A 22893-nucleotide genomic window follows, 5' to 3' on the forward strand; every position below is an offset into this window, starting at 1 on the left:
AGCCAGATAGGGAACTGGCCGTTCCAGTTCACGCCAAATGAGAGCATCCACACCACAGCTGCGGAGATCACCGCGTTGACGAGGGCGTAAATTGGGCCTTTGGTCTTCCGCGCGGCGCTGAAGGTCGGAGACACGAGCAACAGCAGAATCATGGTGAGGGCAATCATCGGGTCTCCTTCAGCAGATCGATGCCGAGCGCGTCCACCCAAGCTTCGGTATCGCCCGCGACGAACGCTGCGCGGTGGTTATTGTCGGGGTCCCAGACCAGCATGGTCCGGAATCCGCCCGTGCCGCCGTTGTGGAACGTGAACTCCTCGCCGCTATCTTCGAGGCTGGCCCAGCCGTATCCGGGCACACCGTGCGAGGACACCCACTCCACGTACTTCGCCATGTCAGCCGCCGTGGAGCGGATTGCGCCCGCTGGCGCCCAGCCGTTCATGTCCCACGGCCCGGCGTGGTGCCCGTTGGCCGACAACCCGGTAGGGGCACCGTCGATGGTGCCCGGCAGCGCCACATACGTCGAGGTCATGCCAGCGGGCTCGAAGATGCGGGTGCGCAGTAGTTCGTCGTACGGAACGCCAGCGTGTGTGGACAGTAGTTGGCCGAGCAGCGCGTGACCGTAGTTCGAGTACTGCTTCTCGCCGCGGTCCTTCAGTTGGGCGGCGCCGGCGGCGTCAACAATGTCCTGAGGTGTATCGCGGCGGTACGGGTTGCCGCCGTCACGGAGATTGGCCATGAACAATTCTTTAAAGCTGAGGCTTTCGGTGGTGGCCAGACCGGAAGTGTGGTTGAGCAGCTCTTCCAAGGTCACGTCGGAGATGGGGGCGGAGGGGACGTCGATAAGCTCCTGCACCTGGGTGTCCAGGCTGAGCTCTCCTTCTTCAATGAACTGCCGGACAAGCTCCGCGTTGAAGGTTTTGGTGATCGAGCCGATTTCGAACTCGGTGTGCTCGTCCGCGCCGAGGCCGCCGAAGTGTGCCTCGCCGCCGTCGTAGGAGAACGCGGCGAGGTTGTGGTGGCCGTTCTCCGCGAGATGTTCAAGGGCGGAGGAAATTTCAGGATCGCCGGTGCGCTCGGTGGCTACGGAAATGTCGCGGGGGCCGGTTGAGAGTAATGCCGCGGCGGTGACAGCGGCGGCGATGACCCCAACAGCCATGTCTCTGGCGCGCATTAGTGATCCTCCCCGGCAATGACCATAGCCATGAGGGGGATAACGCGGGCGGGGGGAATCTTGAAAACCCCGTCCTGTTTGTGCACCCAGCCGGCGGCTTGCAGCTCCTTCAGGTGGTGGTAGGCCGTGCCAGTGGAAGAAACCAAGTCCGACTCCACAAGCTCCGTCACCGACGCGGGCGCCGCCAGCAGGTGCCGCAAGATCGCGCCGCGTACCGGGTGCGCGAGCGCGGCGATGCGGGCAAGCGCGTCATCCCACGGCTGATCCGTAATCCAGGCTGCCGGGCGAGCCCATGCGTATGTGTACGTGCCAGTCGACAGCGTGATGTCGCCGGTGAAGGACACCGTCCCATCGTGGTTACTGTCGGCGTGAAACTCGGGTGATTGCGGAAGTGATGCTTGTTCGAGCGCGTCAATGCGCGCTTCTATGGCGGTTAAGCGTGCTTCAAGCGGTTGCATAGTTTCTAGTATTTCAAAATTCTAGAAACTATGCAGTGGCGTTCGTGCGCTAGCGCAGCATCGCGCCGGTGATGCAGCCGAGGTCGCCGATCTCGCGCACCTCGGACGCCAGGAACTCCGGACCGCCCACACGGCCGACCACTAGCACCATGTCGGTGCCGTGCAGGGGAGTAATCGTCAGCGAGGTGCCGAGCTGGAACCAAGACTCCGGCACCCACTCGTCGAAGTCGGGCTGCAGGATGCGCGCGGCCTCGATCGGCGGCATCTGCGGGGTCGATCCGTCGTCCTCGGGTGCGGCGGGGGAGGCGGCGGCGCGGGTGAGTCCGTCTTTAGAGGAATGCAGTACCACGGCCCAGGAGGAGGTCACGGCGCTCGGCATGACGCCCACCAGCTCGCTGAGCCGGTCTTCGACGCTGCCGGACTGCGCCGCAATCTGCGCGAGCATCTGGATCTGCCCGCGGCGGTCCACACGGCCGGTGAACGGGCGGATCGAATCCACTTCGGCGCCGTCGACGGATGCCACGGCGGTGATCAGGGTGTCCACCATCACGCCGGTGGGCAGGGTGACCACAATGTCGTCGGTCACCGTGCCGTCGGTGGAGGATTCCACGATGTCCACGGAGTTGATGTCGGCATCCACCATGCCGAAGACCTCGGCAAGCTGGCCGAGGCTGCCCGGGACGTCGGGGAGAGATACGCGGATGAGGTACGACATGGCCTTATTTATAGCAATTCGGCACATCGCGAGCGGGTGTACATTCGAAAACCCAACAATTTCCGAACGAAGGAGAACCAGAATGGATCGCACCGAAATTCTGCAGACCACGCTCGCCGGGGCCGAACCGCGTGCTGTCGGGGACGCATTGCTTCGCGACGGCGCGAGGTTGGCTCGTGACGGCGAGGAGGTCGTCGTCACGGGCAACGCTCTCGCCCGCGAAGTGGCGGAAAACCCGGAACAGTTCTCGTCGGGCGTGTCGCGATTTTTGCAGTTGCCGAATGGCCTCGACGGCGAAAAGCACACTGAGATGCGTGCGTTGATCGACCGCTACCTCACTGCAGAGGAGGTCGGGCAGCTCGATCCGATGTTTCGCAAGATAGCGCGGGAACTGGCTGAAAAGGCGGTGTCGGCCGGTGAGGTCGACGCAGTCGGCGACTTGGGCGCCCAGTACGCGGTTCGGGCGATGACCGCGTGGCTCGGTTGGCCAAGCGAGCTCAACGACACCCTTGTGGAATGGGTGGCGGACAACAACGCGGCCACCCGGTCCGGCGAGCTCGAGCGCACCGCAGCCGTCGCGGAGCGTTTCGACGACATCATCCGCTCTGTGGTCGAACCGCTGCAAGACAACCCGGACGATTCGGTCACCTCGCGGCTCGTCCACGACGACAGCCTCGGACGCCGTCTGGAGTTCGAAGAAATTGTGTCCGTGCTGCGCAACTGGACCGCGGGCGATCTGAGCTCAATGGCGTACTGCATCGGCGTGGTGCTTGACGCTCTCATCCGTCACCCGGAGCTGCAAGACCGCCTCGCTGGCGGCGTGTCGCAGAAGGAGTTCACCGCGATTGCCGACGAGATTCTCCGCGCCGATTCGCCGTTTGTGAGCAACCGGCGCGTGACCACGTGCCCCGTCTCGCTCGGCGGGCACGATCTGCCGGAGGGGCAGCGTGTGCGCATTCACTGGACCGCAGCGAACCGGGATCCGGATGTGTTCGCAGACGCGGATGGATTTGAGCCGGATGCTCACGCGGACGACAACCTGGTCTGGGGCGCAGGCCCTCACGCGTGCCCCGGCAAGGCGCTGTCGATCGTCGAGTTGCAGGCGTTCTTCGAGGAGTTGCTTGCGGCCGCGGAGGTCACCAGCGCTGGCGAGGGGGAGCGTGAGGTTCACCCGGTTGGTGGCTGGGCGTCGTTGCCGGTGCGCCTTACCGCCCGCGGGTAAGCGAATTGCCGTGACGTAAGATAAGGCGCGTTAATCGCAACCCACGTGATGGACGAAGGGATGGGACTGTGGCTGAGATTTCACGCGACGAGGTGTCGCGCATCGCACGCCTGGCGCGAATCGCGCTGAAAGACGAGGAACTGGACGACATCGCCCAGCAGCTGGACACGATCGTGGACGCGGTCTCGAAGGTGCAGAGTGTGGACACTGAGGGTGTCACGCCGATGAGCCACCCGCACTCCATCGACGCGGGTATGCGCGCCGACGTGGAGAAGAAGACGCTGACGCAGGCAGAGGCGCTGGACCAGGCTCCGGCCGTGGAGGACGACCGCTTCGTGGTGCCGCAGATTCTCGGAGAGGGAGACTAGAGACTTATGACGCAGTACACGATTCCGGCCGAAGGTTTCGTCGCAAAGCCAGCGCACGAGCTCGCAGCAATGATCCAGTCCGGCGAGGTCACCTCCCGCGAGGTCACGCAGGCGTTTTTGGACCGCATCGCTGAGGTCGACGGCGAGCTCGGCGCCTTCCTGCACGTCGGCGCCGAGGTAGCGCTTGCGGCGGCGGACAAGGTGGACGAGCAGGTTAAAAACGGCGATGAGCCGGCCTCCGCGCTCGCGGGCGTGCCGCTGGCGCTCAAAGACCTCCTGGTGACCACCGACGCGCCGACCACCGCCGCGTCCAAGATGCTCGAGGGCTACATGAGCCCGTACGACGCCACCGTGGTGGCGAAGCTGCGTGCGGCTGGCATCCCGATTCTGGGCAAGACCAACCTGGACGAGTTCGCCATGGGCTCGTCCACGGAGAACTCCGCCTACAAGCAGACGAAGAACCCGCACGACCTCGAGCGCGTCCCGGGCGGCTCCGGCGGCGGCACCGCGGCGGCGCTCGCGTCCGGTGAGGCCCCGCTGGGCATCGGCACCGACACCGGCGGCTCCATCCGCCAGCCGGCATCCCTGACCGGCACCGTCGGCGTGAAGCCGACCTACGGTGGCGTGTCGCGCTACGGCGTGATCGCCTGTGCGTCGTCGCTCGACCAGGTGGGCCCGTGCGCGAACAACGTGCTGGATACCGCGCTTTTGCATGAGATCATCGGCGGCCACGACGAGTTCGACGCCACCTCCGTGGACCGCGAGGTGCCGGCGTGCGCCGACGCCGCACGCGAGGGTGCGAAGGGCGACCTCAAGGGTGTGAAGATCGGCCGCGTGAAGCAGTTCGAGCGCCCCGGCACGCAGGACGGTGTGAAGGAGTCCATCGATAAGGCCTACGCTCAGCTGGAGGCACAGGGCGCGGAGATCGTCGAGGTGGACTGCCCGAGCTTCGAAGACGTCATGGGCGCGTACTACCTGATCCAGACCTCCGAGGTCAGCTCGAACCTCGCGCGTTTCGACGGCATGCGCTACGGCCAGCGCGTCGGTGACGACGGCACCCGTTCCGCCGAGGAAGTCATGGCCGCCACCCGCGGCGAGGGCTTCGGTGCCGAGGTCAAGCGCCGAATCATTCTGGGAACCTACGCGCTGTCCGTGGGCTACTACGACGCGTACTACCTGCAGGCGCAGCGCGTGCGCACCCTGGTGGCGCAGGACTTTGCGAAAGCATTCGAGCGTTGCGACGTCATCGCCGCCCCGGCCGCTCCCACTACCGCGTTCAAGCTCGGCGACAAGGTGGACGACCCGCTGGCGATGTACAACTTCGACCTGTTCACCTTGCCGCTGAACCTGGCCGGCCTGCCCGGCATGTCGGTGCCGGCGGGCCAGGCCTCTGACACCAACCTGCCGGTGGGCCTGCAGCTGATCGCCCCGGCCTTCGAGGACGCGCGCTTGTACCGCGTGGGTGCCGCTTTTGAAGCCGGCCGTTAACCCCTGGAATACCCTCGCAGCCCTGGCTGCGGGGTATTTTCTTGTCCTGATCGATCAGGGCTTCATGCCCGTGATCACGCCGCTTTTGCCTTTCGACGTCGGCTCCGCCGTGTGGCTGACCAGCATCTACCTGCTGTGTACAGTGGCCCCGATGCCGGCCACGGGCAAACTCGGCGATGCTTTCGGGCAACGCCGCGTCTTCCTCATCGGTCTGGCCATCTATGTGGCCGCCCTGGTGTTTGCGGGCGTGTCCTGGTCGTTCGGTGCCCTGGTTGTGGCCCGTGGTCTGCAGGGCGTGGGTGCCGCGGTGTTCTTACCGCAGGCGTTTGGGCTGATCCCGCGCGTGTTTGCAGAAGACAAGCAGGGACGCGCGTTTGCCGCGTGGGGCGTGATCGGCTCGGTGGCGTCGCTGATCGGCCCGGTGGTCGGTGGGGCGGTGGCAGACGGCTTCGGCTGGCGTGCCGCGTTTTTCGCGCAAGCCGCGCTTGGTGCGGTGGCGCTGCTCGCCGGGTTGATCGCGTTGCCGCGGCTGCCGCGCAGCAGCGAGCGGGTGACGGTGTTGCCTGTTGTGCTTTCCTTCGGCGGGTTGGGGCTGCTTGTCTACGGCATCCAGTTCGGGCAGTGGCCCTCGATCCTCTTTGGTGCGCTGCTGATCGGCGTGCTGGTGCTCTCGGCCCGCAACGGCACCGACGACGGGTTCTTGCCCGTGGAGCTCATGCTGAACCGCTCGTTTGCGCTCGGGACGCTGGGGGTGGCCGCGATGGGCTTTACTGTGGCGTCGATGTTCATCCCGCTGATGTACTGGCTGCAAACCGTCGCTGGCGCCTCGCCGATGGCATCCGGCGCCGTCACCGCGCCCATGTCCGTATTCGCGCTCGTGCTCACCCCGGTTGCCGGGTACCTGACGGACCGGCGCGACTCAGGCAAGCTGTGCGCGGCGGGCTTTGCCGTCTCCGCGGCGGGGCTGGCGCTCGCCATCGCGCTCATTCACACCGGGGCCAGCGTGTGGTGGTTTACCGCCGCGACCTCGCTGTTGGGCATTGGCGGGGCTTTCGTGTGGGCGCCCAACGCGGCGGTGACCATGCGCGGCGTCTCCGAGCACGAAACCGGCGCGGCTTCCGGGCTGTACAACACCGCCCGCCAGGTCGGATCCGTCCTTGGCGTGGCGCTGGTGGGCATGGTCCTGGCTTCCGGCTCCGTCGAATCCACCGCCGGTTGGGCGCTTGCGCTGCCGTGCGTTGCGATGCTGATCGGTGCGGTGTCGTCGCTTCGGCTTCGCGGGTAGCCTGGCAGGTATGCGACTTGCCACTTTGACCTCCGGCGGCGATTGCCCTGGCCTCAACGCCGTCATCCGCGGCATCGTCCGCACCGCCAACACGGAGTACGGCTCTACCGTCGTGGGGTACCGCGACGGCTGGGTGGGGCTGATAGAGGATCGCCGCGTCGACCTTTACAACGACGCCTACATGGACTCCCTCCTGCTTCGCGGCGGCACCGTGCTGGGCACCGGCCGCCTGCACCCGGACAAGTTCAAGGCGGGACTGGACCAGATCAAGGCCAACATCGACGACGCTGGGGTGGACGCCTTGATCGCCATCGGCGGCGAGGGCACGCTCAAGGGCGCAAAGTGGCTCTCCGACAACGGCATCCCGGTCGTCGGCGTGCCCAAGACCATCGACAACGACGTCGCCGCCACCGATTACACCTTCGGCTTCGACACCGCGGTGTCCGTGGCCACCGACGCGATCGACCGGCTGCACACCACCGCCGAGTCCCACAACCGCATCCTCATCGTGGAGGTCATGGGCCGCCACGTCGGCTGGATCGCCCTGCACGCCGGCATGGCCGGCGGCGCGCACTACACCGTGGTCCCGGAGGAGCCGTTCGACATCGCCGATATCTGCAAGGCGATGGAGCGTCGGTTCCAGATGGGGGAGAAGTACGGCATCATCGTCGTCGCCGAGGGCGCGACTCCTAAAGAAGACACCATGGACGCAGGTCTCGGTGAGGAAGACGAGTTCGGCCACAAAACCTTCAACGGCATGGGCCAGATCATCGGCGACGAAGTGAAAAAGCGCCTGGGCTACGACGTGCGCACCACGGTGCTCGGGCACACCCAGCGCGGCGGCACGCCGACCGCCTACGACCGCGTGCTGGCCACCCGCTACGGCGTCCACGCCGCCCGCGCAGCCCACGACGGCAACTTCGGCCAGTGCGTGGCCCTGCACGGCGAGGACATCGAGCTGGTCGCGCTCGAAGACGCCGTGGCACAGCTCAAGACCGTGCCCGAGCGTCGCTACGCCACCGCGAAGGCGATGTTCACATAGCGCCCGCGCGCACGCTATGAGAAACCGCATCCCTGACCCCTGTCGCCTGCTCATCGTCGGCATTAACCCCGGCCGCCTCACCGAGGAGGTGGACGCGCCCTTTGCCTACCCGGGCAACCGCTTCTGGCCGGCGCTGGAGGCCGCGGGCATCACCCCGTACCGCGTCCACGCCAATGAGGGGTTATCGGAAGAAGACGCGGCCATGCTCGCCGAGCGCGGCATCGGCTTTACTAACTTGGTGGGGCGCATGACGCCGAAAGCGTCGGACCTCTCCAAGGCGGAACTCGTTGAGGGAGCAGAGGTGGTGCGGGGCGTCGTCGAAAAGCATCGGCCCGCAGCCGTGATGTTCGCAGGTATTGGGGCGTACCGCGATGCCTATCGACGACCAAAGGCCACCCGCGGCCTCCAGCCCGAGACCCTCGCCGGCGTGCCGGTGTGGGTGGTGGGCAACCCCAGCGGGCTCAACGCGCACGAGACCGTGGCCACGCTCGCCGAGAGCTACCGGGAGGTCTGGGAGGCGACAGCGCGGGAGCGGCGGTAGAGCCAGATCAACAGCACCCACAGCAAGATCGTGACCGCGATCGAGCCGAAGAGACCCGCGACGCCGGGGAGCTCTTTGGAGGCGTTGAACGCCCCGTGGATCGCGGCGGCGAGGAGTAACCAACCGGCAAGCCGGGAGAGGCGCCAGCCGAGAGGCTGGTCGGTGCGGCACAGGAACTGCCCGAGGCCCCACGCCGCCAGCCCGGTGTACACGGCGTGCGAGAACGGGCCCATGACAACCATCGTGATCATGGCCGCGACACCATTGAAGTATTCCGAGTGCAGATCCAGCGCCGCTGCGATCGCTGAATTGTTCACGGTCTCGGCGACCGTGTAGCCGACGCCGACTGCCATGCCGACCACGGCCGACTCGACGGGTCGACGCACCGGCGCGAATGCGGCGATGACCAGTAACGCAGCCAGCAGTTTGGCAGTCTCCTCCGGAATCGAGGAAAACAGGTACGTAACAGCGTCGGGAAGCTGCTGCGCCGCGGCGAGGTACGCGGAGTTGACCGGCGGGACGACGCCGCACAAGCCCGCCCCGGCAATCACGCCGGCGGGCAGCCACCACGGATTCCCAGGCCGCCCGGGGTGGCGGCGCAAAAGTAGCCACGCCGCCGCGACAGAAATGAGGACGAATGCCGCCGCTGCAGCGCCGAACGCGGGCGTCCACGGCACCTGGGTGAGTGCGTAGACGAACCGTCCCACGCCCGCGAGGATTGCCAGGCCGCCGATGCCTTGGAGAATGAAGCTCTTTTGCACTAGCGGGCCTCCTCTGCGACGAAGCGGTCGACGATCTCTTCGCCGGCGGCATAAGTCGCCGCGACGTACACCGTGAGGCCGCCGCGCTCTACGGCGGCGACGGACACGTCATCGCGGTGCACTGCGTACACGCCGGGTGCGGGCTGATCGAGTTCGCCGGTGTTGACCCGGTCGCCTCCGCTTACGAGCCAGTACGTGCGCGCGACTGCTTTCGCCCCCGCGTCCTCGTCGGTTGCGTCGGTCGTGTCGGTCGCGTCGGTGCGCATTTGAATCTTGGTGTCGCCGCAGTCCCACTTCCAGGTGCCGGTGCCGTCTTCGGAACCATCCGAGGCGGTCGTTTGGGTGCACTTCAGGGGAGCCCCGTTGGCGTCGAGAAGCGTGGCGCCCGCGGCGGAGACCTCTGTGACCTCGGGCTCGCCGTCCGACGTTGCCGCCTGGGCGACAAACGGGGCGGCGAGGATCAGTGCTCCGACGGCGACGATGCCGAGCGTGCCCGTGCGGGTATTTCTGTCAGAAAAATCGGGATAATCCACCCTCGACAGCATAGGGAAACCCTCTCTCGGTTGCAGCGGGGGCCTATATGTGCCGGGATGCAGTAGCGTTTCCCGCATGACGCTGCTTGAACAGATGGCGCGCGCGTACGAGGCGTGGATGCCTATTCAGCTTCGCGAGTGGTACACCGCAGACCAGCGGCGTGAGCTCGCGGTGCAGGAGATGCGCCCGCACGCCGAGCACACTGCAAACGCGGAGTTCGGCGCGGGCTTTCGCGACCATCTGCAACCTCTCGGCGGCCCGGACGTGCCCGACCCGCTGGCGTGGGCGATCCGCCGCGTGGAGTTTGCGGACGGTAACTGGTGCATCGCCGGGATCCGCTTCCTGGGGCTGGACAGGCGCAAGCCGTTCGTGCACGTTGTCGCGACCTCCGCGCCGCCGCAGCACGACCGCCTAGGCACGTACGCCAAACAACTGCACAGCGAGTTCGCGGACTTCGGCCCGCGGCAACGTCGCAAGGCAACGGCCCGAAGTGCGCACCTGGACGGAGGCCGCGACCCCGGAGCAGCTGCAAAGCTGCGCGGAAACCGGTGCGCTGTGCACGATCGAGGTAGACGGGCAGCGCGCGGTCATCATCGCGGCAGCCCGCGACGACGCAAACGGCATGCGCGGCTTTCAGGTCTACGAGTTTCTCCTCGACGACAATGCCCGCGGTCGCGGCCTCGCACCCGTGGCGATGCAGCTGCTTTGCGACGTCCTGCCTGCTCAAACCGGCGACACCCTGTGGGGGACGGTGCACGTGGGCAATGGGCCGTCGATAGGCAATGCGCTCGCTGTCGGCTGCGAGAAGACGGCCGCATTTGTGTGGGTGCAGAGACGGGGTGAGCTGTAGCGCGGGGGCGCGGGGCGGGGCAGTAGACTGATGCGCATGACTGCGTACGACCTGATGGATTACGACGAAGTACTCGAAAAGTACGACCCCGTGATGGGCCTTGAGGTGCACGTCGAGCTCGCCACCGAGACGAAGATGTTCTCCACCTCATCCGCCCACTTCGGCGCCGAGCCGAATACGAACATCGACCCGGTCTCGCTCGGGCTTCCCGGTGCGCTGCCGGTGGTCAACGCCAAGGGCGTGGAGTGGGCCATCAAGATCGGCCTGGCGCTGAACTGCAAGATCGCCGAGTCCTCGCGGTTCGCGCGCAAAAACTACTTCTACCCGGATCAGCCGAAGAACTACCAGATCTCCCAGTACGACGAGCCGATCGCCTACGACGGCTACCTGGACGTCGTGCTCGAGGACGGCACCGAGTGGCGCGTGGAAATCGAACGCGCGCACATGGAGGAAGACACCGGCAAGCTCACCCACCTAGGCTCCGCCTCCGGCCGCATCACCGGCGCCACCGCGTCGCTGGTGGACTGCAACCGCGCGGGCATCCCGCTGATCGAGATCGTGACCAAGCCGATCATCGGCGCCGGCGAGCGCGCCCCAGAGGTGGCCAAGGCCTACGTCGGCGCACTGCGCGAGCTGGTCAAGGCCCTCGGCGTCTCCGACGCGCGCATGGACCAGGGCAGCATGCGTTGCGACGCCAACGTGTCCCTGCGCCCGGTTGGCCAGGAAGAATTCGGCACCCGCACCGAGACCAAGAACATCAACTCCCTGAAGTCCGTCGAGCAGGCCGTGCGCTATGAGATGCAGCGCCAGGCCGCCGTACTGCAGGACGGCGGGGAAGTGGTCCAGGAGACCCGCCACTACCAGGAGAAGGACGGCTCCACCTCCAAGGGCCGCCCGAAGGAAGAGGCGAGCGACTACCGCTACTTCAACGACCCCGACCTGCCGCCGGTGATTGCCAAGCCGGAGTGGGTCGAAGAAATCCGCGCCACCCTGCCGGAGCTGCCGTGGGTGCGCCGTGCGCGCATCCAGGAGGAGTGGCAGCTGCCGGAGAAGGAGTTCCGCGACCTGGTCAACGCCGGCGCGCTGGACCTGATCGTGGACACCGTCGAGGCCGGCGCCACGCCCGATGAGGCCCGCGCATGGTGGGTCTCCTACATCAACGGCAAGGCCAACGAGGCCGGCAAGGATCTCGACGCCCTCGGCGTCACCCCGGCCGACGTCGCCCGCGTGGTGGAGCTGGTCAAGGAAGGCAAGCTGACCACCAAGCTAGGCCGCCAGGCCATCGACGGCGTCATCGCCGGTGAAGGCTCTGTCGACGAGGTCGTCGCCGCCCGTGGCCTGGAGGTCGTGCGCGATGACGGCGCGATTGAGAAGGCTGTCGACGAGGCGCTGGCCGCCAACCCGGACATCGTGGAGAAGTACCGCGCCGGCAACAAGAAGGTCACCGGCGCCATCGTCGGTGCTGTGATGAAGGCAACCCAGGGCAAGGCTGACCCGGGGCAGGTCAACCAGCTCATCGCGAAGAAGCTCGCGGAGTAGAGTTACTCGGCTGCATCGGCCGCTCCGGCCGCAAATGGTGAAAGGCAAGTGGTGAAAGTCCTTGGATAGGCGGGGATTCACCACTTGCCTTTCACCATTTGTAACGCAAGGGGTTGTCCCCATTGCCGCCCACCCCTACCGTGTAGGTACGTACCTAAATGGAGGTTCGCATGGCAGCTACTTCAGCAAGAGAATCTAACCGGGACGTCAGTGCAGTCGTGAACACTGATCGTGGCGAGCCTTCGTACGTGCAGCTCTCCTCTGAAGCTGGCTCCGAATGGGTGGCGTCGTTTCAGATGCAGGGTGATGACAACGATTTAGATCCGCCGCGAGTTGAGTTCACGCCTCGGAACGTGGATCTGTGAAGTAACTGGCCCTGCGCCCCTCGTACCGACAGACCCCTAGTAAGCGATCCAGATTATGGCCCAAAACAGGGCTTTCTCTGGCTCCCTTACTAGGGGTCTGCGGTGGGGTAGTCCAAGGAAAACCCAGTAGCGCAAAACCCCGGCCAACACACGTTGGCCGGGGCGGAGCGGGACGTCGAAAAGCGAGTGCTTACTTGCCCTGGGGCTTGTCCTCGGGCTTGACGGCGGGGAACTCGCCGGTCTTGTACATCTCCTCGTACGCCTCCCACTGGATCTTCTCGTCCTGGGAATCCGGGGCACCAGCGTAGGAGTCGGACTCGGGGTCGAGCGCCGGCACGGTCTTGATGTCGAAGTCGCTGGAGGAATCGGCGTGCATGTCCGCCGCAACCTCTTCCTGCACCGACTGCCACAGTTCCTTGCCGCCAACATTGGAGTCGGAGGTCAGCGAGTCGACCTCGTTGCGCTCCGCGCCGGTGAGGTCCGAGCGCTCGGGATCAAGCTGGGTGCCTGCGAGCTCTGCGAGGCGCTCGCGGCGTCCGGTCTCGTCCTGGATGTTCTTGCGGTCGCGGAACCAGGCCACACCCATGACGACGCCCAGCACCAGGCCGAGGTAGCCCAGAAGCGGGTAGACCCAGCCGACCAGGTCGGCGAAGCCAATGAAGGACAGGGCGAAGCCGACCAGGACCGCGGCGGTGTAGTACGCGCGGAACTTCCCGGGCTTGTCGTGGCTCAGGCGGCGACCGTTGGCATAGAACATGCCGACGGCGGTGTTGTAGATCATCAGGTAGATGACAATGGACACGAACACGCCTACGGCGGGGTGCATGGAGTCGAAGACCATCAGCAGCGGCATATCGGCATCCATGACGTTTTCCATGTTGCAGAACAGGATGAAGGTCAGGATCAGCAGCAGCACGGCGAATATGATGCCGCCGAGCAGGCCACCCTTGCCCGCCTGTGCCGGGTTCATGTGGGAGCCGGCGAAGACGAGCATCATGGAGACATCCATGATCATCACCAATGTGGCGTAGTTCAGCGCGGTGATCAACCAGTTGCCGAACGTGCCCGACGCGCTCTGGTTGGTCTGTGCCAGTTCGTTGATGTGCCCGAAGTCGGACGGCATGTTCATCAGCGTGATCACGAAGGCGACGAGCAAGCACGCGATCAGCAGCGGGGTGATGTAGGAGAAAACGCTGGTGAGTTTGTCAATGTCCAGCAGGCCGGAGAGAAGCAGAAGCACGGTCATGATTGTGGAGCCAACCCAGGTGGGGAAACCGAATTGCTGCTCCAGGTTGGCGCCTGCGCCGGCGACCATGACGAAGCCGATGCAAAACAAGGTGAACATCGTAGTGATGTCCATGTACTTCGAAAGCCACGGACGCGAGACACTCTTGAACACGGCGCTGTGGTCGTCGGCCATGTAGTAGGAGCCGAGCTGGTAGACCCAGCCGCTGAAGATGGCGATTGCGGCGCCAGCGACAGCCGCACCGAGGATGCCCCAGTATCCGAACGCGAGGAAGTACTGGATCACCTCCTGGCCGGAAGCGAAGCCCGCGCCGACGGTGAGGCCCACCAGCGCGAGGGCTACTTTGAAGGTTTTACCCATGATGATCCTTAATGAAAGTTAATTAAGAAAGAGCGGAGCCGAGGGTAACACCATTGGGGGTGCCGTTGCTAACCGGCGTCCAAAGGCTTCCACTGTCAACAGTGCAGCGCACAGGGGCGGTTTTGGTGTTTTTAACGGCGCGTTGCCAAGGATCAGGCAGTGGTTTCGCATACATTTGTTGGCATGGCTAACAACCCACGCGATCTCACCCCGAATGAGCAAAACGATCTGACAAACCTGGATTCCCCTGATGTGCCGGATTACACCGGCGACGGGCTTTACACCCGCACGGGCAAGGCTGCCCCGACGGAAATTTTCCCGCGCGGCGAGCAGAACAACGGCCCGTTGATTCCGCAGACACCGGAGACCACAGGGGTTGAACGCACTACTGAGACGGTGGACATGGACCGCGAGCCAGCGTATGTCGCCACTGAGCCGGCCTACGCCGAGACCGCCGAGACCACCGAGCCGGCCGTGGTGGAGGAGGAGACCCGCCGCGGCACCACGGACTTCGGTCTGTTCTTGATGCGCCTGTTCCTCGGTGCGTTTTTGATCATCGACTCCGTCGCGATCTTCTTCCGCCTCGGCGGCAACGAAGGTATCTCCGGTCTGGAGAGCGCGTTTGCAGATTACCCTTACGGTTCCGGTCTGGCCGTTGTGGTGCCCACCCTCGAGCTGGCCGCCGGTGTGTTCCTGCTGCTAGGCCTGCTCACTCCGATCGCGGCGCTGGTCGCGATCGCTGTGACCGGCTTTATGGCGCTGCACGCGTTTGTTTCCCAGTCTGACGGCTTCAACGTCTTCGCCTGGACGCCGGAGACCTGGGTGCCGGTGATGCTGCTGGCCGCATCCCTGGTCGTGCAGTTCACCGGCCCGGGCCGCTACGGCATCGACGCCTCGCGCGGCTGGGCCAAGCGCCCGCTGGTCTCCAGCTGGATCGGCGTGCTGCTCGGCCTGGCGGCTGCCGGACTGATCTGGTGGTTCGGCACCGGGGTCAATCCGGTCGCTTAGTCCACCTGGCGCACGGCGCCCTTGTCGGCGCTGGTGGCCATCTTCGCGTACGCTCGCAAAGCCTTCGACACCTCCCGGACGCGGTTCGGCGTCCACGGGGTGTCGGAGGCTTCTATCGTTTTCCGGCGTTTGTCCAGCTCCGCCTGGTCCACGTCGAGCTTCAGCTCGCGGTTGGATACGGAAATGGAGATGGTGTCGCCGTTTTCGATCAGGCCGATCAGGCCGCCAGCGGCGGCTTCGGGGGAGATGTGGCCGATGGACAGCCCGGAGGTGCCACCGGAGAAACGCCCGTCCGTGATCAGCGCGCACTTTTTGCCTAGGCCGGCGCCCTTGAGGAACGACGTCGGGTGCAGCATCTCCTGCATGCCCGGCCCGCCGGCGGGGCCTTCGTAGCGGATCACCACGACCTCACCTTCGAGCACCTCGCGGTTGAGGATCATGGAAACGGCTTGCTCCTGCGAGTCCACCACGCGCGCGGGCCCCGTGAACTCCCACAGGCCCTCTTCCACGCCGGCGGTCTTCAAAATCGCGCCGTCGGGTGCGAGGTTGCCGCGCAGCACCACCAGGCCGCCGTCGGACGTAAACGGGTGCTCGGCGTCGTGGATCACGCCGTTTGCCGCGTCGGTATCGAGCTCCGCCCACCGCGCACTCTGGGAAAACGCCTTCGTGGTGCGCTCTCCGCCGGGGGCGGCGTGGTACAGCTCCAGCGCCTCATTGGTCGCGGACCCGCCGCGGATGTCCCAGTCTGCGAGCCATTTGCTTAGCGACGGATACGCGATCGAGTGCACATCCGCATGCAGCAGTCCCGCGCGGTTGAGCTCGCCCAAAATCGCCGGGATGCCGCCTGCGCGGTGGACGTCCTCGACGTGGGCTTCGCCGTTCGGCGCCACCTTGGACAGGCAGGGGATCTGGTGGGACAGCTCGTCGATGTCGTGGAGGTCGAAGTCGATTCCGCCCTCCTGCGCGGCGGCGAGGATGTGCAGGATGGTGTTGGTGGATCCGCCCATGGCCATGTCCAGCGCCATGGCGTTGCGGAAGGCGTTCACGCCTGCCACGTTGCGTGGCAGGACGGATTCGTCGCCCTGGCCGTAGTAGCGCTCGCACAGCTCCATGACGGTCCGGCCGGCCTTTTCAAACAGTTCGCGGCGAGTGGTGTGGGTGGCGAGCGTGGTGCCGTTTCCCGGCAGGGACAGGCCGAGCGCCTCGGTGAGGCAGTTCATGGAGTTGGCGGTGAACATGCCGGAGCAGGAGCCGCAGGTGGGGCAGGCGTTGTTGGCGATGTTGTCGAGCTCCGAGTCGGAGACGTCGTCGTTGGCGGACAGTGCGATCGCGTCGATGAGGTCGGACTTCGGTTTGGTCACCCCTCCGACCGAGAATGCCTTGCCGGCCTCCATGGGGCCGCCGGAGACGAACACGGCCGGGATATTCAGGCGCATCGCGGCGTTGAGCATGCCCGGCGTGATCTTGTCGCAGTTGGAGATGCAGACCATGGCGTCCACCGTGTGGGCGTTGACCATGTACTCCACCGAGTCGGTGATGATTTCGCGCGACGGCAGGGAGTACAGCATGCCGGAGTGTCCCATGGCGATGCCGTCGTCGACGGCGATGGTGTTGAACTCCTTGGGCACTCCGCCGGCGGCACGCACGGCGTCCGCGACGATGTCGCCGACCTCCTTCAGGTGCACGTGCCCCGGAACGAACTGGGTGTAGGAGTTCACAATAGCCACGATCGGCTTGCCAAACTCGTTCTCACCGGTGCCGGTGGCGCGCCACAGTGCGCGGGCGCCTGCGGCCTGGCGGCCGATGGTGGTGACGCGTGAGCGAAGTGGGATCACGGTGGTTACTCCTTAAGTTTCAGAGGAAGTATTCGGCGAGGACGGGCGCGGGCCCGGCAGGTCCGGGTGCTCGGCAACGTAGGCGTCGTACTCTTCGCGGGAGAGCAAAACCTTGTGGCCGCCCTTGTCGATGATTTCGTACTTGCCGTCGGTGGCCTCCTGGGCTGCGGTGATCACGTCGGTGATGCGGCCGTTGGATGCCTCGGCAAGTTCGGGAAGCGAGTTAAAGGTCACGCCGGGTAGCGGGTGCTCCGCGCCGTCGACAGTAACGGCATGAACAGCAGAGCCCTTGAACGCGAGGCCCTTGAGGTCGCGCCACGGCAGGGTGACGTTCTTGCGCACCAGATACTTGGCGGTGATGCCGCGCTCGTCCACTGTGGTGGAAGAGGCAAGCACCCAAGCCAGCCAGACCGCGGGGAAGATCAGCAGCCAGGCCAGGTACTTCGGCGCCCAGAGGATGCCCATCAGGGCGATGCCGGTGGCGAGCACGATGGCGAGGATGTGCTCGCGCGTGGGCTTGAATACGTGCTGGGTGTGTTCCGGCGTGTCAGTCATAGTTGGGGATGGTAGTCACCTTTGGAACGTCGATAGGCAATAGCCCGCAATTTAAATACTTGAATAAAAACCCTCGAGATGTTGCCTGGGACACTACAGTTCTAAATCGTGATCAACGAGCGACTTGTAATTATTCTCTCCCGACGGCGCTTGCCGTAGCGGGTGCGTTTTACACGCCGCTCACACACCAAGCGCCCTCGAGAGCACATCGCTCGTCGGGGGCTTTTGTTGTATGGGATCGCGATACCAAGCAGAGTCGAGCAAGCAAGGAGCCTTCACGTGGCAGCTGCAGAGAAAAGAAAGCCCGAACGCATGACGGGTGCGGACGCAGTCGTGCGCAGCCTCGAGGAACTGGGCACCGAGATCGTATTCGGTCTGCCCGGTGGTGCAGTGCTCCCGCTTTACGACGCACTGTTTCGTGCCGAGAAACTGCGCCACGTCCTCGTGCGCCATGAGCAAGGAGCAGGCCACGCCGCGGAAGGCTACGCGGTGGCCTCCGGAAACGTGGGCGTGTGCATCGCCACCTCCGGCCCGGGCGCGACCAACCTGGTCACCCCGATCGCCGACGCTTATCTGGACTCGGTGCCGCTGGTGGCGATCACCGGCCAGGTTGGCTCGCCGCTGCTGGGCACCGACGCGTTCCAGGAGGCGGACATCCGCGGTGTGACCATGCCGATTACCAAGCACAACCTCATGGTGTCCAAGGCGGAGGATATTCCCAGCGCGATCGCCGCGGCCTTCCACATCGCCTCCACCGGCCGCCCCGGCCCGGTGCTGGTGGACATCCCGAAGGACGTGCAAAACGCCGAGATCGAATTCGTGTGGCCGCCGAAGGTGGATCTGCCGGGCTACAAGCCGAACACGAAGCCGCACAACCGCCAGATCGCGCAGGCCGCGAAGATGATTGCCAAGGCGAAGCGCCCGGTGCTCTACATCGGCGGCGGCGTGGTTAAAGCGAACGCGCACAAGCAGCTGGCCAAGTTTGTGAAGGCCACCGGCATCCCGGTGGTGACCACACTGATGGCGCTCGGAACGTTCCCGCACGACCACCCGCTTTACCTGGGCATGCCTGGCATGCACGGCACCGTGCCGGCGGTGGGCGCGTTCCAGGAGTCCGACCTGCTCATCGCAATCGGCGCGCGTTTCGACGACCGCGTCACCGGCGACACCGAGACCTTCGCCCCGCACGCGAAGGTCATCCACGCCGACATCGATCCGGCCGAGGTGGGCAAGATCCGCCCGGTGGACGTGCCGATTGTCGGCGACGCCAAGAGGGTACTGTCCGAGCTCACTGACTACTTCGATGAAAAAGACAAGGTCAAGGCTCCCAGCATCCAGCCGTGGGTCGACCGCTTGATGGGCCTCAAAGAGCGCTTCCCGCGCGGCTACGAGGAGCACTCCGACGGCACGCTGGCCCCCCAGTATGTGCTGGAGACGCTGTCCAAGACCGCAGGCTCCGACGCAATCTATGTCTCGGGCGTGGGCCAGCACCAGATGTGGGCCGCCCAGTTCATCGACTACGACAAGCCGCGCCACTGGATCAACTCCGGCGGCGCAGGAACGATGGGCTTTTCCATCCCGGCCGCGATGGGTGCTAAAGCGGCGATGCCGGAGAAAGAGGTCTGGGCGATCGACGGCGACGGTTGTTTCCAGATGACCAACCAGGAGATCACCACCGCCGCCCTCGAGGGCTTCCCCATCAAGGTGGCCTTGATCAACAACGGCAACCTGGGCATGGTGCGCCAGTGGCAGACCCTGTTCTACGACGGGCACTACTCGCACACCAAGCTCGGCGGCGAGGTCTACGTACCGGACTTTGTGAAGCTGTCCGAGGCGCTCGGCGCGGTGTCGTTCCGCGTCACTTCCGCCGACGAGGTGGAAGAGGCGATCCAGCGCGCCCGCGAGATCAACGACCGCCCGGTGGTGGTCGAGTTTGTCGTGGGCGAGGACGCGCAGGTGTGGCCGATGATTGCGGCCGGCACCTCTAACTCCGACATCGAGTACGCGCGCGGAATGCGTCCGTTCTTCGGCGAGGAGGAGTCTGCGGCGGAGACGCCGGAGGCCATCAACGACACCATCGAAGCGCTCGAGCAGGAGGGAAACTAACCATGGCGCAGCCCGATCAAATCACCCGCCACACGCTGTCGGTACTCGTCGATGACGTCGACGGCATCATCACCCGCGTCACCGCGCTGTTTACCCGCCGCGGCTACAACCTGGTCTCCCTCGTCTCCGCGAAGACAGCGAAGGAGGGCATCAACCGACTCACGGTCGTCGTGGACGCCACGCCCCACGCGGTCGAGCAGATCACCAAACAGCTGTACAAGCTCATCCAGGTGCACAAGGTGCTCGAGCTTGACGACGCCACGTCGGTCGGCCGCCAACTGCTCCTGGTGAAGGTCAACGCGGACAACCTGACCCGTCCGCAGGTGGTGGACGCAGCCAACCTGTTCCGCGCCCGCGTGATCGACGTGGCGGTGGACTCCGTGATCATCGAGGCCACGGGCAACTCCGCCAAGCTCAAGGCGTTTCTTGAGGTGATGGACTCCTTCGGGATCCGCGAGTTGGCGCGCTCCGGTTCGGTGGCGCTGTCGCGTGGTTCGAAGACAATGGCAAAGTCCGAGTAAATCTTAAAATCCCGAGACGGTTGTGTCATAATGTGAAATGACCGTCTCACAGAATGAAGGAAGTGACGTACACATGGCAATCGACGTGCTCTACGACAACGATGCAGACCTGTCCCTGATCCAGGGCAAGAAGGTCGCCATCATCGGCTACGGCTCCCAAGGCCACGCACACGCGCAGAACCTGCGCGAATCCGGCGTGGAGGTGGTCGTCGGCCTGCGCGAGGGCTCCAAGTCCGCAGACAAGGCTCGCGAGGCTGGCTTCGAGGTCAAGACTAACGCGGAAGCCGCCGAGTGGGCCGACGTGATCATGCTGCTGGCCCCGGACACCTCCCAGGCGCAGATCTTCACCGAGGAGATCGAGCCGAACCTCAAAGACGGCGACGCACTGTTCTTCGGCCACGGCCTGAACATCCACTTCGACCTGATCAAGCCGGCGGACAACATCACCGTCGCCATGGTCGCCCCGAAGGGCCCGGGCCACCTGGTCCGCCGCACCTTCGCCGACGGAAAGGGTGTGCCGGCGCTGATCGCTGTGGAGCAGGACCCGCAGGGCAACGGCAAGGAGCTCGCCCTGTCCTATGCCGCGGCCATCGGCGGCGCACGCGCAGGCGTCATCCCGACCACCTTCGAGGCGGAAACCGTCACCGACCTGTTCGGCGAGCAGGCCGTGCTCTGCGGCGGCCTGGAAGACCTGATCATGTCCGGATTCGAGGTGCTCACCGAGGCCGGCTACGAGCCGGAAATGGCCTATTTCGAGTGCCTGCACGAAATGAAGCTGATCGTGGACCTGATCTACGAAGGCGGCCTGGCCAACATGAACTACTCCATCTCCGACACCGCGGAGTTTGGCGGCTACCTTTCCGGCCCCCGCGTCATCGATGCCAGCGCGAAGGACCGTATGCGTGAGATCCTGAAGGACATCCAGGACGGCACGTTCACCAAGCGCCTCGTCGACAACGTCGAAGGCGGCAATAAGGAGCTGGAGGACCTGCGGGCGAAGGTCTCCGAGCACCCGATTGAGAAGACGGGTGCAGAGCTGCGCGAAATGATGAGCTGGGTGCAAAATCCGCTCACCGACACCGCCCGATAGCCTGCAGGCAGCAAAAACCCCGCGCTCCCGATTGGGAGACGCGGGGTAAAGCTTTTTGTGGCGACTAGTTGGTAGCCGCAGCACCCTCCGGAGCTTCCTCCGGTGCCAGGGTCTCGGTGATCTCGTCAACGATGTTGGTCTCGGTGACCGTCTCGTCTGCCGGCTCAGCGGCGGACTCCTCGGCACCCTCAGCAGCGCCGTCCTCAACGGTGGTGGTCTCGGAGACAACCTCGGTTGCGGCGGTGGTGGTGGAGGTAACGGTCTCGCCCTCGCCGTTGTCGCCGGAGAACAGGGACCACAGCAGCCACAGCAGCAGCAGGGCGACCAGCAGGCCGAGCAGCCACTTCCACCAGCCGCCGCCGTTGCCCTCCTCGGTCACCGCGGTGGAACCAGCGGTGGAACGAGCCGGGGTAGTAGCGGTGCGCTCGGTGGTGGTGCGCTCAACGCGAACATCCTTGTTCGGCTCAACGTTGGTGCGGTCGACGTTGACGTCCTTAACGCGGTCGACGCCCTCACCGCCGCGGGTGCGCAGATCGTCCAGCTTGTCCTGGCCGAGATCCTTCGCGTCGCCGAGCTTGTCCTGGCCGAAGTCCTTAGCGTCCTTAGCAAAGTCCTTCGGGTTGCGCTTCGGGTCGATGGGGTTGTTCATTGTAAATTCCTTTCGTGCTAACACAAGTGCTGGTGTAGCGTCTGCGTCGGACGCATGGCTATGCCAGCATCCTTCGCGAACGAGCGCCCACTGTAACAAAACTTCCGCAAGCGGTGCCGCGGGATCCGTGCTACACGCCCCATAGTATTCGGTGTTTTCCCTGCGCTCGTAGGGTGGTCGCTGCCAAACGGAACGGTTTTCAATTAGTTGTCATTAAGGCGTGTGGCGAATACCGTAGGTCGTCGATAGGCAATGTGAAAGATGCGAAGGGGACCCGCAGATGCACGATCACGCCCACCACGACCACGCCCACGGCGCACCGCGGCGCGCGCTCGCGGTCGCGCTTGCCATCACCGGCACTGTGTTTGTCGCGGAGGTCGTAGGCGGTTGGCTCTCCGGGTCGATGGCGTTGATCGCAGATGCGATGCACATGCTTTCCGACGCCGCGGGGCTGATCATCTCCCTTATCGCCAGCATCGTCGGACAAAGGGCGGCTTCGGCGACCGCGACGTACGGTTACCGGCGCGTGGAGGTGCTCGCCGCGCTGATTAACGCGGTGGCGGTGCTGAGCATCTCCGTCTGGATCGTGGTTACGGCGGTGCGCAGGCTGGGCGACCCGCAACCGGTGGAGACCACCTCAATGATGGTGATCGCGGTTGTTGGCTTAGTCGCAAACGCAGCTTCAGCGTGGGTGCTTTCGCGCCATAGGGAGAGCTCCATCAACGTCCAGGGAGCGTACCTGCACGTGCTGGTGGATATGCTCGGCTCCGTCGCAGTGCTCGTGGCCGGCGCGGTGATCGCGCTCACCGGGTTTACCGGAGCGGACGTGGTCGCCTCTCTGCTCATCGCGGCGCTAGTACTGCCGCAGGCATGGCGGTTGATGGTGGGCTCCGCCCGCGTGATGCTCGAGCACGTGCCGGCCGGGTTTGACGCGGACGAGGTAGTGCACGCCTTGAGGCTGGTTGAGGGGGTGGGCGACACGCATGACCTGCACCTGTGGTCGCTGGACGGGGTGAGCGTGCTGGCTACGGTGCACGTGGTGGCGGGGCCCGGGGTGGACCGGGACAAGCTGCTGGACCGCGTGCAGGAGGCCCTGGCGCAGCTCGGGGTGGAGCATGCGACGGTGCAGATTGAGCCGCCGGAGCACATCGGTCACGAGAAGGTGTGCTGAAACTGCACTACGC

Annotated in this window: 22 protein-coding genes; 13 read left to right on the forward strand and 9 right to left on the reverse strand. The window is 65.1% G+C overall.

All coding sequences use genetic code 11. From position 1 onward, the window contains the following. Positions 1-163: 163 nt before the first annotated feature. From CAFEA_RS04870 to CAFEA_RS04880, 3 genes are read right to left on the reverse strand one after another with little or no spacing between them, the layout of a single operon-like run. A complete protein-coding gene (locus tag CAFEA_RS04870; RefSeq protein ID WP_063937365.1) occupies positions 164-1171 on the reverse strand; it encodes a serine hydrolase domain-containing protein in 1008 nt (335 codons plus the stop codon). Then, positions 1171-1629 carry a winged helix-turn-helix domain-containing protein gene (locus CAFEA_RS04875; protein ID WP_063937364.1) on the reverse strand — a complete coding sequence of 153 codons (459 nt, stop codon included), beginning with the start codon at positions 1627-1629 and terminating at the stop codon, positions 1171-1173. The genes CAFEA_RS04870 and CAFEA_RS04875 overlap by 1 nt, the downstream gene beginning before the upstream one ends. Before the next feature lie 49 nt (positions 1630-1678). Then, entirely contained in the window at positions 1679-2344 is a 666-nt protein-coding gene (locus CAFEA_RS04880; RefSeq protein ID WP_063937363.1) for an ACT domain-containing protein, read from the reverse strand. Positions 2345-2426: 82 nt separating this feature from the next. Here CAFEA_RS04880 and CAFEA_RS04885 point away from each other — a divergent pair, with 82 nt between their 5' ends. The 6 genes from CAFEA_RS04885 to CAFEA_RS04910 all read left to right on the forward strand — a co-directional run bounded on the left by CAFEA_RS04885 (position 2427) and on the right by CAFEA_RS04910 (position 8290). Beyond that, entirely contained in the window at positions 2427-3566 is a 1140-nt protein-coding gene (locus CAFEA_RS04885) for a cytochrome P450 (RefSeq protein ID WP_063937362.1), read from the forward strand. A gap of 68 nt (positions 3567-3634) precedes the next feature. Further along, on the forward strand, positions 3635-3934 hold the full coding sequence (gene gatC, locus CAFEA_RS04890; protein ID WP_034999856.1) for an Asp-tRNA(Asn)/Glu-tRNA(Gln) amidotransferase subunit GatC: 300 nt from the start codon (positions 3635-3637) through the stop codon (positions 3932-3934). A gap of 6 nt (positions 3935-3940) precedes the next feature. Then, entirely contained in the window at positions 3941-5422 is a 1482-nt protein-coding gene (gatA, locus tag CAFEA_RS04895) for an Asp-tRNA(Asn)/Glu-tRNA(Gln) amidotransferase subunit GatA (protein WP_063937361.1), read from the forward strand. After that, positions 5406-6707, forward strand: a complete 1302-nt coding sequence (locus CAFEA_RS04900) for an MFS transporter (protein ID WP_063937514.1) — start codon at positions 5406-5408, stop codon at positions 6705-6707. The genes gatA and CAFEA_RS04900 overlap by 17 nt, the downstream gene beginning before the upstream one ends. A gap of 10 nt (positions 6708-6717) precedes the next feature. Then, positions 6718-7749 (forward strand): ATP-dependent 6-phosphofructokinase, encoded by a 1032-nt coding sequence (locus tag CAFEA_RS04905; protein WP_063937360.1) that lies wholly within the window; start codon positions 6718-6720, stop codon positions 7747-7749. Between the two features lie 16 nt (positions 7750-7765). Continuing rightward, positions 7766-8290, forward strand: a complete 525-nt coding sequence (locus CAFEA_RS04910) for a mismatch-specific DNA-glycosylase (protein ID WP_063937359.1) — start codon at positions 7766-7768, stop codon at positions 8288-8290. Here the strand turns inward: CAFEA_RS04910 and CAFEA_RS04915 are convergent. Continuing rightward, a complete protein-coding gene (locus CAFEA_RS04915; protein ID WP_063937358.1) occupies positions 8248-9051 on the reverse strand; it encodes a PrsW family glutamic-type intramembrane protease in 804 nt (267 codons plus the stop codon). The genes CAFEA_RS04910 and CAFEA_RS04915 overlap by 43 nt on opposite strands. Further along, entirely contained in the window at positions 9051-9584 is a 534-nt protein-coding gene (locus CAFEA_RS04920; protein ID WP_143313235.1) for a hypothetical protein, read from the reverse strand. Before CAFEA_RS04920 ends, CAFEA_RS04915 begins: the two co-directional genes overlap by 1 nt. A 491-nt stretch (positions 9585-10075) precedes the next feature. Between CAFEA_RS04920 and CAFEA_RS04925 the strand changes: the two genes are divergently transcribed. Both CAFEA_RS04925 and gatB read left to right on the forward strand, forming a co-directional pair. Beyond that, positions 10076-10435 (forward strand): GNAT family N-acetyltransferase, encoded by a 360-nt coding sequence (locus CAFEA_RS04925; RefSeq protein ID WP_063937356.1) that lies wholly within the window; start codon positions 10076-10078, stop codon positions 10433-10435. A gap of 36 nt (positions 10436-10471) precedes the next feature. After that, on the forward strand, positions 10472-11974 hold the full coding sequence (gene gatB, locus CAFEA_RS04930; protein ID WP_063937513.1) for an Asp-tRNA(Asn)/Glu-tRNA(Gln) amidotransferase subunit GatB: 1503 nt from the start codon (positions 10472-10474) through the stop codon (positions 11972-11974). Between the two features lie 555 nt (positions 11975-12529). Here gatB and CAFEA_RS04935 read toward each other — a convergent pair. Then, positions 12530-13945: a YkvI family membrane protein gene (locus CAFEA_RS04935; protein WP_063937355.1), complete on the reverse strand. Its 1416-nt coding sequence runs from the start codon at positions 13943-13945 to the stop codon at positions 12530-12532. Between the two features lie 183 nt (positions 13946-14128). Here CAFEA_RS04935 and CAFEA_RS04940 point away from each other — a divergent pair, with 183 nt between their 5' ends. After that, entirely contained in the window at positions 14129-14953 is an 825-nt protein-coding gene (locus CAFEA_RS04940) for a DoxX family protein (protein ID WP_063937354.1), read from the forward strand. On the opposite strand, the gene ilvD is transcribed toward CAFEA_RS04940, so the two are convergent. After that, positions 14950-16788 carry a dihydroxy-acid dehydratase gene (gene ilvD, locus CAFEA_RS04945; protein WP_063937353.1) on the reverse strand — a complete coding sequence of 613 codons (1839 nt, stop codon included), beginning with the start codon at positions 16786-16788 and terminating at the stop codon, positions 14950-14952. The genes CAFEA_RS04940 and ilvD overlap by 4 nt on opposite strands. Before the next feature lie 12 nt (positions 16789-16800). Continuing rightward, positions 16801-17343: a PH domain-containing protein gene (locus CAFEA_RS04950; RefSeq protein WP_063937352.1), complete on the reverse strand. Its 543-nt coding sequence runs from the start codon at positions 17341-17343 to the stop codon at positions 16801-16803. A gap of 312 nt (positions 17344-17655) precedes the next feature. On the opposite strand from CAFEA_RS04950, the gene CAFEA_RS04955 reads away from it, so the two are divergent. From CAFEA_RS04955 to ilvC, 3 genes are all read left to right on the forward strand, one after another. Next, on the forward strand, positions 17656-19449 hold the full coding sequence (locus CAFEA_RS04955) for an acetolactate synthase large subunit (RefSeq protein ID WP_253704960.1): 1794 nt from the start codon (positions 17656-17658) through the stop codon (positions 19447-19449). 2 nt (positions 19450-19451) lie between these two features. After that, positions 19452-19970: an acetolactate synthase small subunit gene (gene ilvN, locus CAFEA_RS04960; protein ID WP_063937351.1), complete on the forward strand. Its 519-nt coding sequence runs from the start codon at positions 19452-19454 to the stop codon at positions 19968-19970. Between the two features lie 73 nt (positions 19971-20043). After that, on the forward strand, positions 20044-21060 hold the full coding sequence (gene ilvC / locus CAFEA_RS04965; RefSeq protein WP_063937350.1) for a ketol-acid reductoisomerase: 1017 nt from the start codon (positions 20044-20046) through the stop codon (positions 21058-21060). Positions 21061-21124: 64 nt separating this feature from the next. Here ilvC and CAFEA_RS04970 read toward each other — a convergent pair whose 3' ends face one another. Then, positions 21125-21709 carry a hypothetical protein gene (locus CAFEA_RS04970; protein WP_063937349.1) on the reverse strand — a complete coding sequence of 195 codons (585 nt, stop codon included), beginning with the start codon at positions 21707-21709 and terminating at the stop codon, positions 21125-21127. Positions 21710-21989: 280 nt separating this feature from the next. Between CAFEA_RS04970 and CAFEA_RS04975 the strand changes: the two genes are divergently transcribed. Further along, positions 21990-22880, forward strand: coding sequence for a cation diffusion facilitator family transporter (locus tag CAFEA_RS04975; protein WP_063937348.1), 891 nt, complete (start codon positions 21990-21992; stop codon positions 22878-22880). Positions 22881-22893 lie beyond the last annotated feature (13 nt).

The sequence above is a fragment of the Corynebacterium afermentans subsp. afermentans genome (assembly GCF_030408355.1).
In the GTDB taxonomy this organism is placed as follows: domain Bacteria; phylum Actinomycetota; class Actinomycetes; order Mycobacteriales; family Mycobacteriaceae; genus Corynebacterium; species Corynebacterium afermentans.